General features: G+C 66.6%; 13 protein-coding genes. All 13 read right to left on the bottom strand.

Annotation, left to right across the window (positions count from 1 at the left end; all coding sequences use genetic code 11):
- Nucleotides 1-85: 85 nt before the first annotated feature.
- The gene (locus tag AL755_RS11395; RefSeq protein WP_054011104.1) at nt 86-1,324 is read right to left on the bottom strand and encodes a phosphoglycerate kinase; all 1,239 of its coding nucleotides are present in this window, start codon (nt 1,322-1,324) and stop codon (nt 86-88) included.
- 8 nt (nt 1,325-1,332) lie between these two features.
- A complete protein-coding gene (gene gap, locus AL755_RS11390; protein WP_054011103.1) occupies nt 1,333-2,343 on the bottom strand; it encodes a type I glyceraldehyde-3-phosphate dehydrogenase in 1,011 nt (336 codons plus the stop codon).
- Nucleotides 2,344-2,637: 294 nt separating this feature from the next.
- Nucleotides 2,638-3,261 (bottom strand): superoxide dismutase, encoded by a 624-nt coding sequence (locus AL755_RS11385; RefSeq protein ID WP_054011102.1) that lies wholly within the window; start codon nt 3,259-3,261, stop codon nt 2,638-2,640.
- Between the two features lie 113 nt (nt 3,262-3,374).
- Entirely contained in the window at nt 3,375-4,355 is a 981-nt protein-coding gene (gene whiA / locus AL755_RS11380; RefSeq protein ID WP_054011101.1) for a DNA-binding protein WhiA, read from the bottom strand.
- 24 nt (nt 4,356-4,379) lie between these two features.
- Nucleotides 4,380-5,387, bottom strand: coding sequence for a gluconeogenesis factor YvcK family protein (locus AL755_RS11375; RefSeq protein ID WP_054011100.1), 1,008 nt, complete (start codon nt 5,385-5,387; stop codon nt 4,380-4,382).
- 2 nt (nt 5,388-5,389) lie between these two features.
- Nucleotides 5,390-6,313, bottom strand: coding sequence for an RNase adapter RapZ (gene rapZ / locus AL755_RS11370; RefSeq protein WP_054011099.1), 924 nt, complete (start codon nt 6,311-6,313; stop codon nt 5,390-5,392).
- Between the two features lie 174 nt (nt 6,314-6,487).
- Nucleotides 6,488-8,473, bottom strand: a complete 1,986-nt coding sequence (uvrC, locus tag AL755_RS11365; RefSeq protein ID WP_054011098.1) for an excinuclease ABC subunit UvrC — start codon at nt 8,471-8,473, stop codon at nt 6,488-6,490.
- A gap of 29 nt (nt 8,474-8,502) precedes the next feature.
- Nucleotides 8,503-9,171, bottom strand: coding sequence for a lysophospholipid acyltransferase family protein (locus tag AL755_RS11360; RefSeq protein ID WP_054011097.1), 669 nt, complete (start codon nt 9,169-9,171; stop codon nt 8,503-8,505).
- Entirely contained in the window at nt 9,158-9,874 is a 717-nt protein-coding gene (locus AL755_RS11355) for an HAD hydrolase-like protein (RefSeq protein WP_160318895.1), read from the bottom strand. Before AL755_RS11355 ends, AL755_RS11360 begins: the two co-directional genes overlap by 14 nt.
- 92 nt (nt 9,875-9,966) lie before the next feature.
- Nucleotides 9,967-12,855 (bottom strand): excinuclease ABC subunit UvrA, encoded by a 2,889-nt coding sequence (uvrA, locus tag AL755_RS11350; protein WP_054011095.1) that lies wholly within the window; start codon nt 12,853-12,855, stop codon nt 9,967-9,969.
- 111 nt (nt 12,856-12,966) lie between these two features.
- Nucleotides 12,967-13,359, bottom strand: a complete 393-nt coding sequence (locus AL755_RS11345) for a GntR family transcriptional regulator (RefSeq protein ID WP_202813561.1) — start codon at nt 13,357-13,359, stop codon at nt 12,967-12,969.
- Nucleotides 13,356-15,284 (bottom strand): ABC transporter ATP-binding protein, encoded by a 1,929-nt coding sequence (locus tag AL755_RS11340; RefSeq protein ID WP_445290513.1) that lies wholly within the window; start codon nt 15,282-15,284, stop codon nt 13,356-13,358. The genes AL755_RS11345 and AL755_RS11340 overlap by 4 nt, the downstream gene beginning before the upstream one ends.
- A 2-nt stretch (nt 15,285-15,286) precedes the next feature.
- On the bottom strand, nt 15,287-17,029 hold the full coding sequence (locus tag AL755_RS11335) for an ABC transporter ATP-binding protein (RefSeq protein ID WP_054013015.1): 1,743 nt from the start codon (nt 17,027-17,029) through the stop codon (nt 15,287-15,289).
- Between the last annotated feature and the right edge of the window lie 118 nt (nt 17,030-17,147).

Here is a 17,147-nt window from a genome sequence, read left to right as displayed (position 1 = left end):
TAGCTAAAAGTACAACCCAAAAGTTTGTTGCACCGGGTGGCGCAACAAAGGCGGTGGCGGGAGATCCCCGCCACCGCCTTCCTGCTTAGCGCTCCAGGGCGCTCAATCCGGGAAGTTCCTTGCCTTCGAGGAATTCCAGGCTTGCGCCGCCACCGGTGGAGATGTGGCCAAACGCGTCATCGGCGAAACCGAGGGTGCGGACCGCGGCGGCAGAGTCGCCGCCGCCCACCACGGTGAAGCCGCCCTGTGCGGTGTTGGCCGCCAGTGCCGCCGCAACCGCGCGGGTGCCTTCGGCGAAGGCCGCGAACTCAAACACGCCCATGGGCCCGTTCCAGAACACGGTCTTGGCGCCCTTGATGGCCTCGGCAAACGCCGCACCGGAGACCGGACCGATGTCCAGGCCCAGGCCGCCGGCACCGAAGCTGGACGATTCAATGGCGTCGGCCGCCACCGTCTCGTGTGCGGCGTCGGCGCCGAACGATGCCGCCACGACCACGTCGCTGGGCAGCACGAATGTGGTGCCGGCCAGTTCGGCCCGCTTGAGGTAGTCCTGGACCACGGGGATCTGGTCAACCTCCAACAGCGAGGCGCCCACCTTGTGGCCCTGTGCGGCCAGGAAGGTGAACATCATGCCGCCGCCCACCAGGATGGTGTCGGCCTTGCCCAGCAGGTTGTCGATGACTGCCAGCTTGTCCGAGACCTTGGAGCCGCCCAGCACCACGACGTAGGGGCGTTCGGAATCGGCGGTCAGCTTGCGCAGGACCTCCAGCTCCGTGCGCACCAGATCGCCCTGGTAGGACGGCAGCACCTTGGCGATGTCGTACACGCTGGCGTGCTTGCGGTGGACGGCGCCAAAGGCGTCATCCACATAGGCGCCGTTGTCACCGGTCAGGGCCGCGAGCTCGCCCGCAAACGCTGCGCGCTCGGCGTCGTCCTTGGAAGTTTCGCGGGCGTCGAAGCGCACGTTCTCCAGGACCAGCACGGAACCGTCGGCGAGGGACGCCGCGGCGGCCTGTGCCGCAGGGCCAGTGGTGTCGCCGGCCAGCGTGGCGTTCAGTTCCGGTGCCAGTTCCGCCAGGCGCGCCACGGCGGGAGCCAGGGAGTACTTGGCTTCCTGGGCGCCCTTGGGACGGCCCAGGTGGGCGCTGACGAGGACCTTGGCGCCGGCGTCGGCCAGTGCCTTGATCACGGGAAGGGAGGCCTTGATGCGGCCGTCATCGGTGACTACAGAGCCGTCGAGCGGCACGTTCAAATCACTTCGGATAAGAACGTACCGCCCGCGGACACCTTCATCGATGAGTTCGCTGAGGGTGTGCAATGTCATGCTTGCGCCTAGCCCAGCTTCGATGCGACGAGTTCGGTCAGGTCGACGAGGCGGTTGGAGTAACCCCACTCGTTGTCGTACCAGGAGACAACCTTGACCTGGTTGCCGATGACCTTGGTCAGGCCGGAGTCGAAGATCGAGGAGGCCGGGTCGCCGACGATGTCCGAGGAAACGATCGGGTCCTCGGTGTACGTCAGGTAGCCTGCCAGCTTGCCTTCGGCTGCAGCAGCCTTGTAGGCGGCGTTGATTTCCTCAACGGTGACCTCGCGGCTGACCGTGGCGGTCAGGTCGGTGGCGGAACCGGTAGGGACGGGAACGCGGATGGCGAAGCCGTCCAGCTTGCCCTTGAGTTCCGGCAGGACCAGGCCGATTGCCTTGGCCGCACCCGTGGAGGTGGGGACCATGTTGATGGCGGCGGCGCGGGCGCGGCGCAGGTCGCCGTGCGGGCCGTCCTGCAGGTTCTGGTCGGCAGTGTAGGCGTGGATGGTGGTCATCAGGCCACGCTCCAGGCCGAAGTTGTCGTTCAGGACCTTGGCCAGCGGGCCCAGGCAGTTGGTGGTGCACGAGGCGTTGGAGATGATGTTGTGCGCGGCCGGGTCGTACAGCTCGTCGTTGACACCCATGACAATGGTGATGTCCTCGTCGGAGGCCGGTGCGGAGATCAGGACCTTCTTGGCGCCTGCATCGATGTGCTTCTGTGCGGCGGCGGCCTTCGTGAAGAAACCGGTGGACTCGATGACGATGTCAACGCCCAGCTTGCCCCAGGGCAGGTTGGCGGGATCGCGCTCGGCCAGGACCGTGATGGTCTTGCCGTCAACCACGAGGTGGCCGTCAACAACTTCGACGGAAACCGACAGGCGGCCCCCGACGGAGTCGTACTTGAGCAGGTGAGCCAAGGTCTCGGGGCTGGTCAAGTCGTTGACCGCAACAATTTCAATGTCGGCACCCTGGGCCAAAGCGGCGCGGAAGTAGTTACGACCGATGCGGCCGAACCCATTAATACCAATACGAGTAGTCACTGATTATCTCTCCTTGGTGCTCTTACGAACACGCGTAGTCTGGCCGAGGGTTTCCCTTCGACCGGTGGTTCCCGCACGACGTTGGGCAGAGATCTTGCAAAAAGCGAATTCCCGAAGCTGGCCGGGGATTCAGCGCCGATCCGGGCGGTTCCCGCCGGGGGCGGTCATCCGGATGAATTCGGCGTCGTGATCTATATTACGTTCTATGGGGCCCGCCCCGGCAATCGGACGGGGCGGGCGTCCATATATTGGTCACACGGCGCGCTCAAAGGTGCACGCCGTGCGGCACAAATGCTACGGCAGGATCAGGCCGGTGGCGTTCTTGCGAGCAGCGTCGAAACGCTTGGCAACGTCGGCCCAGTTGACGATGTTCCAGAAGGCCTTGACGTAGTCGGCCTTGACGTTGACGTAGTCCAGGTAGAAGGCGTGCTCCCACATGTCCAGCATCAGCAGCGGCGTGGTGGCTACGGGGACGTTGCCCTGCTGGTCGAAGAGCTGCTCGATGATGATGTTGCCACCGAGGCCCTCGAAGGAGAGCAGTGCCCAGCCGGAGCCCTGGATGCCCATCGCGGCGGCCGTGAAGTGTGCGCGGAAGGCGTCGAAGGAGCCAAAGGCGTCGTCGATGGCCGCGGCCAGCTCGCCCTCGGGCTTGTCGCCACCCTCGGGTGAGAGGTTGTTCCAGAAAATCGAGTGGTTGGTGTGGCCACCAAGGTTGAAGGCCAGGTCCTTGGAGTACTTGGCAACGTTGGCGAAGTTGTTGGTTTCGCGCGCCTCGGCGAGCTGCTCAAGGGCCAGGTTGGCCCCTGCAACGTACGCCGCATGGTGCTTGCTGTGGTGCAGCTCCATGATGCGGGCGGAAATGTTGGGCTCCAGGGCAGCGTAGTCATAGCTGAGTTCTGGAAGTGTGTACTGAGTCACGGTTCCTCCGTTGCGTTTCTTCTGGTGATTTTTACCGGGCGGTGCCTGCCCCGGCAAAGAGCATAACCGAATGGATGGCCGGTTATATTTCTACTCTTTCATACTAGGCACTTTTATGATTCCAGCATGTCGAAAGTGACGCTCGACTCCGTCCCGGGAATGCCCAGGTCGAGGGCCTTCTTGTCCGCCATGGCCAGCAGCCGGCGGATGCGCCCGGCAATGGCGTCCTTGGTCAGTGGCGGGTCGGCCAGGCGGCCCAACTCGTCCAGGCTTGCCTGCTTGTGGGCCACGCGCAGCTCCCCCGCATACTTCAGGTGCTCGGGGACGTCGTCGCCAAGGATTTCCAGGGCCCGGTCAACACGGGCACCGGCGGCCACGGCTGCCTGGGCGGAGCGGCGCAGGTTCGCGTCGTCGAAGTTGGCCAGGCGGTTGGCGGTGGCGCGCACTTCCTTGCGCATGCGCCGTTCCTCCCACACCAGCAGCGTTTCGTGGGCGCCCATGCGGATGAGCAGCTCGGCGATCGTGTCGCCGTCGCGAATCACGACGCGGTCAATTCCGCGCACCTCGCGGGCCTTGGCGGCAATGTCGATCCGGCGGGCCGCACCCACCAGGGCCAGGGCGGCCTCGGGGCCGGGGCAGGTGACCTCCAGCGCGGAGGACCGGCCGGGTTCGGTCAGGGAACCGTGGGCCAGGAAGGCGCCGCGCCAGACGGCTTCGGCGTCCGCCGCCGATCCGTTGACCACCACGGACGGCAGGCCGCGGACGGGGCGGCCGCGGCCGTCCAGCAGGCCCGTTTGGCGGGCCAGGGCCTCGCCGTCGCGGACCACGCGGACCACGTAGCGGTTGCCGCGGCGCAGCCCGCCGCCGGAGACCACGATGATTTCGCTTTGGTGGCCGTAGATTTCGGCGATGGCGACACGCAGCCGCCGGGCGGTGGCGGCCGAGTCGACCTCGGCCTCGATCACGATGCGCCCGGAGATGATGTGCAAGCCCCCGGCAAAGCGCAGCAGCGCCGACACCTCGGCCTTGCGTACGGAGGACTTCTTGATGTCCAGCCTGGACAGTTCCTCTTTGACGGCTGCTGTCAGTGCCATGGTTTACGCCTTCGCTCTCACGTACTAGTTGTCCCCAAAAATGTCCCGGTAGGCCGCTGCCAGTCGGAGCGGGTCATGGGTGGCCGTTCCCCCGGAACTTCCCACCTTACCGAACACCACCTCGGCACCTATCATCGCGGCCGCTTCTGTGAACTCCCCCACGTCGGAGATCGACGCCGGATCGGCAAGCACCACGTCCACGCCAAATTCGGGGGCGTAGCGGGAAATGACCCGGAGGTGGTCGGCGGCGTCCATGCCCGTCGCCTCGAGGTCGTTGATGTCAAGGTTCATTGTGACCAGCCGCTTGGCCTTGGTGGCGCACAGGGCGGCGCGCATCTCGGGCAGCAGCAAGTGCGGGAGCACCGAGGTGTACCAGGATCCGGGGCCCAGCACCACCCAGTCGGCGGCGTGGATCGCGTCGACGGCTTCCTTGCAGGCCGGCGCGTCCTCGGGGAGCAGGCGGACGTTGTCCACCTCGCCGGCCTTGGCCAGCCGGGCCTGGCCGCGGATGGTCCGGCCGTTGGGGTGGAGGGCGTCGGCGGAGGACTTCAGTTGGCCCTCGATGGTCAGCGGGACGCTGGCCATCGGCAGGACCTCGCCGCGGGCGCCCAGGAGCGCACCGGCCCAGCGCAGCCCCGCGACGGGGTCGCCCAGCAGTTCCCACAGGGTCACGATGAGCAGGTTGCCGAGCGCGTGGTTGTCCAGCGACCCTTCGCCGCCGTTGCGGGACGTGAAGCGGTGCTGCATGACGTCGCGCCAGGTCCGGCCCCAGTCGGTGTCGTCGCACAGTGCGGACAGCGCCATGCGGAGGTCGCCCGGGGGCAGCACGCCCAGCTCCTCGCGGAGGCGGCCGGAGGAGCCGCCGTCGTCAGCCACCGTGACGACGGCGGTGAGGTTGCTGGTTAGCAGGCGCAGGGCCGAGAGGGACGCGGCGAGGCCGTGCCCGCCGCCGAGGGCCGTAACCTTCACGCCCGATTCAAAGGCGGGGAGCCGGTTGGCGGCCGGGATGATCGGCAGGATTCCGGTGTACATGCCTACTCCCGGCCCAGGTCGCGGTGCCGGATGCTGGTGGTGACCCGGGGCAGCTGGCTCAGCCGCTTGGCCAGTTCGATCGCGACGGCCACGGAACGGTGCTTGCCGCCCGTGCAGCCGATGGCGATGGTGGCGTAGTGCTTGTTTTCCCGCCGGTACCCGGCCAGCACGGGCTCCAGGGCGTGGACGTAGCGGTCCACGAATTCGGCGGCGCCGTTGTCCTTGAGCACGAAGTCGCTGACGGCGGCGTCCTGGCCGGTCAGCGGGCGCAGCTGCGGGATCCAGTGCGGGTTGGGGATGAAACGGACGTCGGCCACATAGTTGGCGTCCACGGGCAGGCCGTACTTGAAACCAAAGCTCATGACCGTCAGGCTCAGCACCACGGGACCGGTCTCGGAGAACAGCTCGGTGACGGCGCTGGCGAGTTCGTGGACGTTCAACGCCGTCGTGTCCAGCACCATCTCGGCCTGGGCCTTCATGTCGGCCAGCAGTGCCCGCTCGGCGGCGATCCCGTCCAGGATCCGGCCGTCCTGTTGCAGCGGGTGCGGGCGGCGGCCCTGCTCAAAGCGGCGCACCAAGGTGTCATCGCTCGCGTCCAGGAACAGCACCCGGTAGCTGACGCCGGCGGCGGACAGCGCATTGAGGGATTCGCGGATGTCGGCAAAGAGCGCCTTGCCGCGGACGTCGACGACGACGGCCAGCTTGGGCAGCGCGGCCGGCATGCGGGAGACGAGCTCGGCCAGGGTGCCGAGCATTTGTGGGGGGAGGTTTTCGATGACGTACCAGCCGTGGTCCTCCAGCGCGTTGGCCGCGGTGCTGCGGCCGGCTCCGGACATGCCGGTGACAACGAGCAGTTCCGCCTCAACGGGTTTGACCGCCGTCAGTGTGCCGTCATCTCCGGCGGGCGTCTCTTGGTGCTCCGTCATTGCATGTCCTTAGTCCGTCGTGTGTGGGCGGGGCGTGGTCCCGCGGGCACGGGACCGAAAGGTGTTCCCGGCCCGCAGGGGTGGTTCCAACGGGCCGGTTTGTTCCCCACCAGCCTAGTCATGTTCGGCCCGTGCACGTTAAACCGGCGGCCCCGAAAGGGCCGCGCGATCCGCCTAATCCAGGATCTCGCCCGTGGTCATGTTCACGGCCGGTGCCGCGGCGTTGGCCTCGTCCCCGGTGTTCAGCGTGTCATGGATGGCCTGCGCCAGCACGGGCCCGATGCCCTTGGCCGCGGCCAGCTCCTCGGCGGGCGCGGCGCGGACCTTCTTCATGGAACCAAAGTGGTCCAGAAGGGCTTTCTGCTTGGCCGCGCCCAGCCCCGGGACGGTGTCCAGCACGGACGCCGTCATGGCCTTGCCGCGCTTGGCGCGGTGGAAGGTGATGGCGAACCTGTGGGCCTCGTCGCGGATGCGCTGGAGCAGGTACAGGCCCTCGGAGGACCGGGGCAGGATCACCGGGAAGTCGCTGTCGGGCACCCACACCTCCTCGAGCCGTTTGGCCAGCCCGATCACGGCGACGTCGGTGATGCCCAGCTCGGCCAGGGCCCGCTGGGCGGCGTTGACCTGCGGGATGCCGCCGTCCACCACCACCAGGTTGGGCGGGTAGGCGAACTTGGACTTGGGCGCCTCCGCGGCGTCCTCGCCGGTCAATGCGCCGGAGACCTCACCGGTGGCGGCCACGGCGTTGGCCCGGGCCTCGCTTTCGGCGAGGTAGTTGCGGAAGCGGCGGGTGATGACGTCGTGCATGGAGGCGGTGTCGTCGATGGCGGCTTCGCCGGTGATGGCGAATTTCCTGTATTCGCCCTTCTTGGCCAGTCCGTCCTCCACCACAACCATGGAGGCCACGACGTTGGTGCCCTGCACGTGGGAAATGTCGTAGCACTCGATCCGCAGCAACGGCATGGGCAGGTCGAGGGCTTCCTGGAGTTCCTGCAGGGCCAGGGAGCGGGTGGTCAGGTCGCCGGCCCGGCGGGACTTGTGCAGGGCCATGGCCTGGGTGGCGTTTTGGCGGACGGTTTCCATGAGCGCGGCCTTCTCGCCGCGCTGCGGCACCTTGATCTCCACGGGCCCGTTCCGCAGCCCGGCAAGCCACTGGGCGAGGTCCTCGTGGTTGGCGGGAAGTTCCGGCACCAGGATTTGGCGCGGAATGCTGTCCTGCTGCTGCTCCTCACCGCCGTAGACCTGTTGCATGAGGTGTTCCCAGAGGTCGGCCTCCGTGGCGTCTTCCACCTTTTCCACGACCCAGCCGCGCTGGCCGCGGATCCGGCCGCCGCGCACGTGGAACACCTGCACGGCCGCCTCGAGGTCGTCCTGTTCGACGGCGAAGATGTCGGCGTTGGTGTCCTCGCCCAGCACCACGGCGTTGCGTTCAAAGACCTTGCGGAGGGCGATGATGTCATCGCGCAGCCGGGCGGCTTGTTCGTAGTCGAGTTCGGCGACGGCGGCCGCCATCTGCTGTTCCAGTTTTCCGATGAACCGTTTGGCCTCGCCGCCCATGAAGTCGCAGAAGTCCTGGGCGAGTGCCTTGTGCTCTTCCTCGCTGATGCGGCCCACGCAGGGTGCGGCGCATTTGTCGATGTAGCCGAGCAGGCAGGGCCGGCCGCTGCGTTCGGCCCGGCGCAGTACGCCCACGCTGCAGCTGCGTACCGGGAAGACGCGCAGCAGTGTGTCCATGGTTTCGCGGATGGCCCCGGCCGTGTACGGGCCAAAGTACTTGGTCCCCTTGCGCCGCTCACCCCGCATGACCTGCACGCGCGGATACTTCTCGCCCATCGACACGGCAAGGTACGGGTAGGTTTTGTCGTCGCGGAACGCCAAGTTGTAGCGCGGCGTGAATTCCTTGATCCAGGTGTACTCGAGCTGCAGTGCCTCAAGCTCGCTGCCCACCGTGGTCCACTGCACGCTGGCCGCGTGGTGCACCATGGCGTGGGTCTTGGGCAGCAGTGTTGCGGGGTTCGCGAAATAGCTGTTCAGCCGGGAGCGGAGGTTCTTGGCCTTGCCGACGTAGATGATGCGCCCGTGTTCGTCACGGAACCGGTAGACGCCGGGATCGGTCGGGATTTCGCCGGGACGGGGCCGGTAACTTGCTGGATCTGCCACCAGCCCATTCTAGGGCCCCGAAAGCCGCGTCACTCGATGCTGGGGCTTTGGTTGTACTTGGGGCTGCGTTCCTGCCCTGAGAGTTCGGCGATGGCGTCCATGATGGTGTCGGTGACGTGGCGCCGTGCGGGCAGGGAGTGGTCCGGCCCGGTCTTTTCAAAGTGCAGGGGTTTGCCGAAGCGCAGCGTGAAGTGTGCGGGCTTGACGGTGTTGCGTCCGGCCGGCTGCAGCGCCTCGGTGCCGATGATGCCCACGGGGACCACGGGCGCGCCGGTGGTCAGGGCCAGCCAGCCCACGCCGGTGCGGCCACGGTAGAGGATGCCGTCGCGGGACCGGGTGCCTTCGGGGTAGATGCCCACGCCCTCGCCGCGTCCCAGGATGTCCAACAGGGTCTTCAGGGCCTGCACGCTGGCTGCCTGCTCGCCGCGTTCCACCGGGATGGAGTTGACGGACTGGAAGAAGGACTTCATGAGCTTGCCCTTGATGCCCTTGCCGTTGAAGTATTCGGCCTTGGCGAAGAAGGACACGGGCCGCGGGGTCAGCGCCTGGACGATCACCGAGTCAAAGAACGACAAGTGGTTCGGGGCCACGATGAACGGCCCGTCCGTGGGGACGTTTTCCAGCCCTTCCACGGTGGGCCGGCACAGCCCGCTGATGGTGCCGCGGGTCAGCAGCCGGGTGAGGTCATACAGTGCCATTCGCGGCCTCCCGTGCAGCCGGGGCAAGGTGCCGGGCCAGTTCCGTCGTGGAGTCGACGACGGCGGCCGCGCCTGCCTCGGCCAGCTCGCCTTCCACGGCGAATCCCCAGGACACGCCGATGCAGCTCAGCCCGTTGGCCGTGGCGCCGTTGACGTCCTGGTGCCGGTCCCCCACCATGACGGCGTTGTCCGCGGCCAGTTCGGCCAATGCGGCGGCAATGATTTCCTGCTTGCCCTGCCGGTAGCCGGCGTCGCCGGGCATGAGGGTTTCGTCCTCGTTGGCGCCGCGGATCACGTCAAAGGCGGCGTCGAGTCCGTGGTGGGCCAGCAGGGTTTTTGCGAGGGGTTCGGGCTTCTGCGTGGCCACGCCCAGGCGGATGCCCGATGCGCGCAGCTCCGCCAGCAGTTCCGCGATGCCCGGGTAGACCTTGGACATGGCCATGCCCGTGGAGCGGTACCAGCTGCGGTACGCGGCGATGGTCTCGGGCACCAGGGGCAGCGGCACGCCGGCGCGGTTGGCCAGGGCGTCGGCCAGCTTGGGTCCGATCATGCCCTCCAGCACCGAGGCGTCCGGGACGGGCAGGTCCATGGCCCGGAGTGCATGTTCTATGCCGCCGGTGATGCCACCGGCCGGATCGACCAGGGTCCCGTCCAAATCGAAGAGGACGGCGTCATAGAGGGGCGCGGGCGCGGCAATAGTCACGTCCATAGTTTCTCACGGCCCGCCGGGGAGCATGCACATCCATGCCCGCCCCGGCATACTTCGGCCCCTGGGACCCCGTCCGGAGGACCGGATCAGGCCCCGAGCACTTCGCGCAGGAACGTCGCCGTGTAGCTGTCGGTGCTCTTGGCGACCTTTTCCGGCGTGCCGGCGGCAATGACCTGCCCGCCGCCGGTGCCGCCGTCGGGCCCGAGGTCCACGATCCAGTCGGCGCTCTTGATCACGTCGAGGTTGTGCTCGATGACGATGACCGTGTTGCCCTTGTCCACCAGGCCCTGGAGCACCAGCAGGAGCTTGCGGATGTCCTCGAAGTGCAGGCCCGTGGTGGGCTCGTCCAGGACGTAGATGCTGCGGCCGTTGGAACGCTTTTGCAGTTCCGCGGCCAGCTTGACGCGCTGCGCCTCACCGCCAGAGAGCGTCGTGGAGGCCTGGCCCAGCCGGACGTAGCCCAGGCCGACGTCGACCAGCGTGCGCAGGTGCCGGGCGATCGGCGTGAAGGCGGCAAAGAACTCCGCTCCTTCCTCGATCGGCATGTTCAGCACGTCGGCGATCGACTTGCCCTTGTAGTGGACTTCCAGGGTTTCGCGGTTGTAGCGTGCACCGTGGCAGACCTCGCAGGGCACGTAGACGTCGGGCAGGAAGTTCATCTCGATCTTCAGCGTGCCGTCACCCGTGCAGGCTTCGCAGCGGCCGCCCTTGACGTTGAAGGAGAACCGGCCCGGCTGGTAGCCGCGCACCTTGGCCTCGTTGGTCTCGGCGAACAGCTTGCGGATGTTGTCGAAGACGCCCGTGTACGTGGCGGGGTTGGAGCGCGGGGTGCGACCGATGGGGCTCTGGTCGACGTGCACCACCTTGTCCAGGTGTTCCAGGCCGTCCACGCGCAGGTGCCGGCCGGCCACCTGCTTGGCGCCGTTGAGCTTGTTGGCCAGCACCTTGTAGAGGATCTCGTTGACGAGCGTCGACTTGCCGGAGCCGCTGACGCCCGTGACGGCCGTGAGCACGCCCAACGGGAACGCGACGTCGAGGTTGCGCAGGTTGTTTTCCTTGGCGCCAACGACCTTCAGCTCGCGCTTTTTGTCGTACTTGCGCCGCTTGGACGGCATGGGGATCTGCTTGCGCCCGGAGAGGTAGTCGCCCGTGAGCGAGTTGGTGTTCTTCAGCAAATCCGCCACGGAGCCCGAGTGCACCACCTGGCCGCCGTGTTCGCCGGCGCCGGGGCCGATGTCCACGATCCAGTCGGCCTCGTGGATGGTGTCCTCGTCGTGCTCGACGACGATCAGCGTGTTGCCGAGGTCCCGCAGCCGGGTGAGGGTCTCGATGAGGCGGCGGTTGTCGCGCTGGTGCAGGCCGATCGAGGGCTCGTCCAACACGTACAGCACGCCCACCAGGCCGGAGCCGATTTGGGTGGCCAGGCGGATGCGCTGGGCCTCGCCGCCGGACAGCGTGGCCGAGGCGCGTTCCAGGTTCAGGTATTCAAGGCCGACGTCGAGTAGGAACTGCAGGCGGGCCTGGATCTCCTTGAGCACCTGGCTGGCGATCTGGGCCTCGCGGCCGGTCAGCACCAGGTTGGAGAGGAAGCCGAAGCAGTCGCGCATGGACAGGGCACAGACCTCGGCGATGGACTTGCCGTTGATGAGCACCGACAGCGATGCCGGGTTAAGCCGCGCTCCCCCGCAGGCCGGGCAGGGGATCTGGCGCATGTACTCCTCGTAGCGGTCGCGCGCGGAGTCCGATTCGGTTTCCAGGTGCTTGCGCTGGATGTACTGCACGGCGCCCTCGAAGCCCGTGCTGTACTTGCGTTCGCGGCCAAAGCGGTTCTTGTACTGCACCACCACCTTGTGGTCCTTGCCGTACAGGATGGCCTGGCGGGTTTCGGTGGACAGCTTGTTCCAGGAGTCGTCGAGGCTGAAGTCGAGGTCGTCGGAGAGGCCCTCGAGCAGCCGGTTCCAGTACTCCGTGGTGGCGGTGCCCAGCGACCACGGCGCAATGGCGCCGTCCCGCAGGCTCAGGAACGGGTTGGGAACCACGAGTTCCTCGTCGACCTCGAGCTTGGTGCCGATGCCGCTGCAGGCGCTGCAGGCGCCGAAGGGGTTGTTGAAGGAGAAGGAGCGCGGCTCGATCTCGTCGATCGCGAGCGGGTGCTCGTTGGGGCACGCGAGGTTCTCGGAGAACTGCCGGACCCGCCCGGCGTCGCCCTCGTCCAGGTCGACGAGTTCGGCCAGCACGCGGCCCTCGGCCAGGCCGAGCGCGGTTTCCACGGAGTCGGTGAGGCGCTGCTGGATGCCGTCCTTGACGACGAGGCGGTCCACGACCACCTCGATGGAGTGCTTGAACGTCTTCTTCAGCTTGGGCGGATCGGAGAGCTGGATCTGCTCGCCGTCCACCTTGGCCCGGGAGTAGCCCTTGGCCGTGAGTTCGCGGAACAACTCCACGAACTCGCCCTTGCGCTCACGTACAACGGGGGCAAGGATCTGGAAGCGGGTGCCCTCCTCCATCTCCAGCAGCTGGTCCACGATCTGCTGCGGGGTCTGCTTGGCGATCGGCTCGCCGCAGACGGGGCAGTGCGGGGTGCCGACGCGCGCCCAGAGCAGGCGCATGTAGTCGTAGATCTCGGTGATGGTGCCCACCGTGGAGCGCGGGTTCTTGGACGTGGACTTCTGGTCGATGGACACCGCCGGGGACAGTCCCTCGATGAAATCGACGTCGGGCTTGTCCACCTGCCCCAGGAACTGGCGGGCGTAGGCGGAGAGCGATTCCACGTAGCGGCGCTGGCCTTCGGCGAAGATCGTGTCAAACGCCAGCGAGGACTTGCCGGACCCGGACAGGCCGGTGAATACGATCATGGCGTCGCGGGGCAGGTCAAGGTCCACGTTGCGAAGGTTGTGTTCGCGGGCCCCCTTGACAATCAAGCGCGACAAATCCGGGCGCGCTGGAGTGGACTTCGGGCTGAGCGACTGGGGCATTGTTTCCTTCGAGGTACCGTCCGAGTCCCGGACATTGCGATGTAAGCACCAACGCTTATCAGTATAGTCGAATCTTCGTTCGAACACCCGCTGTCGAAGAGGTGTTCCCCACTACCGCGTGGCGCCGCGTTCCAGGGCCGCGGACACCATGGCCAACGCCTTGGCGGACGGCACGCCGCACTTGAGGACGACGCCGGCGAACTCGGCCGCAGCGGTCGCCACGGCTTCCGTCAGCTGGTCGCCGCCGGAGGCGATGACGGTGCCGCTGCGTCCGGCGGTCACCACGATCCCGGCGTGTTCAAGTTCCCGGTAGGCACGCGCCACGGTGTTCGCGGCAACGCCAAGCTCGGTGGCGAGGGCACGGACGGACGGAAGCTTCATGCCGACGGCGAGTTCGCCGGCGGCCGCCAAATCCACGATGCGCAGGCGGATTTGTTCGTACGGCGGCACCGAGGATTCGGTGACGGGTTTCCAGCGGCGCATGATCAGCTCGGCGGCATTCATGGCGTGCTTGTTTCCTCCACCACGGGATCCGCAAATTGGCTCATGTACAGATCGTAGTAGAAACCGTTGTCGGAGAGGAGGTCCTCGTGGGTTCCCTGTTCCACAATCCGGCCGTGGTCCATGACGAGGATCAGGTCGGCGTCGCGAATCGTGGAGAGCCGGTGGGCGATGACAAAGCTCGTGCGGGATTCCCGCAGCCGGTTCATGGCCTGCCGGATCAGCACCTCGGTGCGGGTGTCAACGGAGCTCGTGGCCTCGTCGAGGATCAGGATGCCGGGGTCGGCAACCCAGGCCCGGGCGATCGTCATGAGCTGGCGCTGGCCGGTGCTGAGCCCCGCGCCGTCGTCGGTCAGCACGGTGTTGTAGCCGTCGGGAAGGGCCCGGACGAAGTGGTCCACGTGGGTTGCCTCGGCGGCGGCGGTGATCTCCTCCTCCGTGGCGTCGAGTTTGCCGTAGGCCAGGTTGTCCCGGATGGTGCCGCCGAACAGCCAGGCGTCCTGCAGGACCATGCCGAAGCGGCGGCGGAGGTCGTCGCGGGCCATCTTGGCGGTGTCGACGCCGTCGATCGTGATCCGCCCGGAGTCGATGTCGTAGAAGCGCATGAGCAGGTTCACGAGCGTCGTCTTCCCGGCGCCCGTGGGCCCGACGATCGCGACCGTCTGGCCGGGCTCGGCCACGAGCGAGAGGTCCTGGATGAGCGGCTCGTCCGGGCTGTAGCTGAAGTTCACGTTCTCGAACACCACCCGGCCCTTGGGGTTGGTGATGGTTTGTGCGGGCACGTGGTCGGGGTCCTGCTCCTTCGCGTCGAGCAGCTCGAACACCCGCTCGGCCGACGCGACGCCGGACTGGAGGAGGTTGAACATGGAGCCGATCTGCGCCATGGGCTGGCTGAATTGGCGTGAGTACTGGATGAACGCCTGCACGCTGCCGATCGTCAGGGTGCCGGAGGCCACCTGGATGCCACCGATCACCGCGACGATCACGTAGTTGAGGTTGGAGATGAAGTTCATGGACGGCATGATGATGCCGGAGATGAACTGGGCCTTGGCGCTGGAGGCGTAGAGGCGGTCGTTGGAGACGGCGAACTTTTCAATGGCCGCTTCCTGCTGGCCGAATGCCTTGACGATCTCGTGGCCCGTGAACATTTCCTCGACGTGCCCGTTGAGTTGGCCGGTGGTCTTCCACTGCGTGGTGAACTGCACGCGGGACCGTTTGGCGATCGCGACGGTGATCAACGCGACGATCGGGACCGTGACGAGCGCGATGATGGCCAGGATCCAGGAGATCGAGAACATGAAGGCGAGCACGCCCACCACCGTCAGCACGGAGGTCAGCACCTGCGTCAGCGTTTGGGTCAGCGTTTGGGAGAAGTTGTCGATGTCGTTGGTGACCTTCGACAACACGTCGCCGCGGGACTGCTCCTGGAAGTGCGACATCGGCAGCCGGTCGAGCTTCTCCTCGATCCGCTGCCGCAGCCGGTACATGGCCCGCTGGACCACGCCGGCGGTGATGTAGCCCTGGGACCAGTTGAAGAAGAACGCCACCAGGTACAGTGCCAGCACGCCGATGAGGATCCAGCCGAGCGCGTTGAAGTCCAGGCCCTGCCCGGGCACGAAGTTCATGCCGCCGAGCATGTCCGCGACCTGCCCCTGGCCCTTGGCGCGCAGGGCGGCCAGGACTTCGGCCTTGGTGGTGCCGGCCGGGAAGCCCTTGAACATGGTCCCGGCCACGCCATTGAAGATCACGTCGGTGGCGTGGCCCAGCAGTTTCGGCGCCAGCACGGACAGCACCACGGAGACGGCCGCCAGGATTACGACCCAGGTCATCCGGATCCGGTCCGGCGCCATGAGGCCCAGGATCCGCTTGAGGCTCTTGCCGAATGCGACGGGCTTTTGCGGCGGTCCGCCGGCAGCCATTCCCCTCATGCTCATGCCGCGTGCTCCTGGTCTTCATCGGTCATCTGGGAGGTGACAATTTCCTGGTAGGTCCCGCACCCGGCCATGAGCTCCTGGTGCGTGCCCTGCCCGACGATCCGGCCCTCGTCCATGACGAGGATGTTGTCGGCGTGCATGATGGTGCTGATCCGTTGGGCCACCACCAGGACCGTGGCGTTGGTGGTGACGGGTTTCAGGGCCGCCCGGAGCCGGGCGTCGGTGGCGAAGTCCAGGGCGGAGAAACTGTCGTCGAAGACGTAAATGCTGGGGTCGGCGATGACCGCCCGGGCGATGCACAGGCGCTGGCGCTGGCCGCCGGAGAGGTTGCTGCCGCCCTGTTCGATCGGTGCGGACAGCCCGCCGGGCATTTCGCTGACGAAGTCGGCGGCCTGGGCGACCTTCAGGGCCCGCCACATGTCTTCCTCGGTCGCGTCGGACTTGCCCACGCGCAGGTTGCTGGCCACGTCACCGGAGAACAGGTAGGCCTTCTGCGGCACCAGGCCGATGTTGCCGCGCAGGGATGCGAGCGATACGGCATGGTTCTCGTAGCCGCCCACGCTGATGGCTCCCGTGGTGCGGTCCAGGAGGCGCGGGATCAGGTTCACCAGCGTGGTCTTGCCGCTGCCCGTGGAGCCGACGATCGCCGTCGTCGTACCCGGGGTTGCGGAGAAGTTCAGGCCGGACACCACCGGCGCCTCGGCGCCCGGGTAGCTGAACGCGACGTCGGCGAAGGAAAGCTCGCCGTCAAGTTTGGGCACGGACACTGACGCCGCAGTGTCCCGCACCGACGGCTCGGTGGTCAGCACGGCCTCGATGCGCTCGGCACTGACGGCGGCACGCGGGATCATCATGAACATGAACATGGCCATCATGACGGACATTAGGATTTGCAGGATGTAGCTCAGGAACGCCGTCAGGGAGCCGATCTGCATCTGGCCGGCGTCGATCCGGTGCCCGCCAAACCACAGCACGCCCACGCTGGTCACGTTGACCAGCGTGAAGATCGTGGGGAACATGAGCGAAAGCAGCCGGCCGGCGCGCAGCTGGGAGGCCGTCAGTTCGCCGTTGGCCGTGGCGAAACGCTCCGCCTCGTAGTCGCGGCGGACAAAGGCGCGGATGACGCTGATGCCCATGATCTGCTCGCGCAGCACCCCGTTGACGCCGTCGAGCTGCTTTTGGACCTTGCGGAAGGTGGGGACCAGCTTGCGCACGATCAGCGCGATCGCCACCACCAGCAGCGGCAGCACCACGAGCAGCAGGGAGGACAGCGGGACATCCTGCTTCAGGGCCAGGATGATGCCGCCCACGCACATGATGGGCGCGGTGACCATGAGCGTGAAACTCATGAGCGTGAGCATCTGGACCTGCTGGACGTCGTTGGTGGTGCGGGTGATCAGGGACGGCGCACCGAACACGCCCACCTCCTGGGAGGAGAACGACTCGACCTTGTTGAAGAGGTCGCGGCGGATCTGCCGGCCCACCCCCATGGCCACATAGGCGCTGAAGTAGGTTGCGGCAATGGCACAGACCACCTGGCCGGCCGTGATGAGCAGCATCCAGCCGCCCAGTTGGAAGATGGTGCCGATGTCGCCCTTGACGACGCCGGAATCGATGATGTCGGCGTTCAGGGTTGGCAGGTACAAGGTGCCCAGGGTGGAGAGGAACTGCAGCACCACAATCAACACCAACGGCCCCTTGTGGGGTTTCAGGTTGCGGCTAATCAGACGAAAGAGCATGGATCCTCCCAGCACCATCCGGCCACACGGACCATAGTTCGAACAGGTAACAAACTACTCCTGCCGGAGCCCCTTGTCAGGGCATTTTTCCCACAGCGGAATGGGAGTTTCCTGTGAC

Source organism: Arthrobacter sp. ERGS1:01 (assembly GCF_001281315.1).
Classification (GTDB): Bacteria; Actinomycetota; Actinomycetes; order Actinomycetales; family Micrococcaceae; genus Specibacter.
The sequence above is the reverse complement of the archived record's forward strand: the minus strand, read 5'-3'. Positions and strand labels throughout refer to the sequence as shown.

Excerpts from the sequence above, each read along its gene's own strand:
- AL755_RS11395 (WP_054011104.1), bottom strand. The coding sequence starts at position 1,324 with ATGACATTGCACACCCTCAGCGAACTCATCGATGAAGGTGTCCGCGGG.
- AL755_RS11345 (WP_202813561.1), bottom strand. The coding sequence starts at position 13,359 with ATGAATGCCGCCGAGCTGATCATGCGCCGCTGGAAACCCGTCACCGAA.
- AL755_RS11340 (WP_445290513.1), bottom strand. The coding sequence starts at position 15,284 with ATGAGGGGAATGGCTGCCGGCGGACCGCCGCAAAAGCCCGTCGCATTC.
- uvrA (WP_054011095.1), bottom strand. The coding sequence starts at position 12,855 with ATGCCCCAGTCGCTCAGCCCGAAGTCCACTCCAGCGCGCCCGGATTTG.
- rapZ (WP_054011099.1), bottom strand. The coding sequence starts at position 6,313 with ATGACGGAGCACCAAGAGACGCCCGCCGGAGATGACGGCACACTGACG.
- whiA (WP_054011101.1), bottom strand. The coding sequence starts at position 4,355 with ATGGCACTGACAGCAGCCGTCAAAGAGGAACTGTCCAGGCTGGACATC.
- AL755_RS11375 (WP_054011100.1), bottom strand. The coding sequence starts at position 5,387 with ATGTACACCGGAATCCTGCCGATCATCCCGGCCGCCAACCGGCTCCCC.
- AL755_RS11335 (WP_054013015.1), bottom strand. The coding sequence starts at position 17,029 with ATGCTCTTTCGTCTGATTAGCCGCAACCTGAAACCCCACAAGGGGCCG.
- AL755_RS11360 (WP_054011097.1), bottom strand. The coding sequence starts at position 9,171 with ATGGCACTGTATGACCTCACCCGGCTGCTGACCCGCGGCACCATCAGC.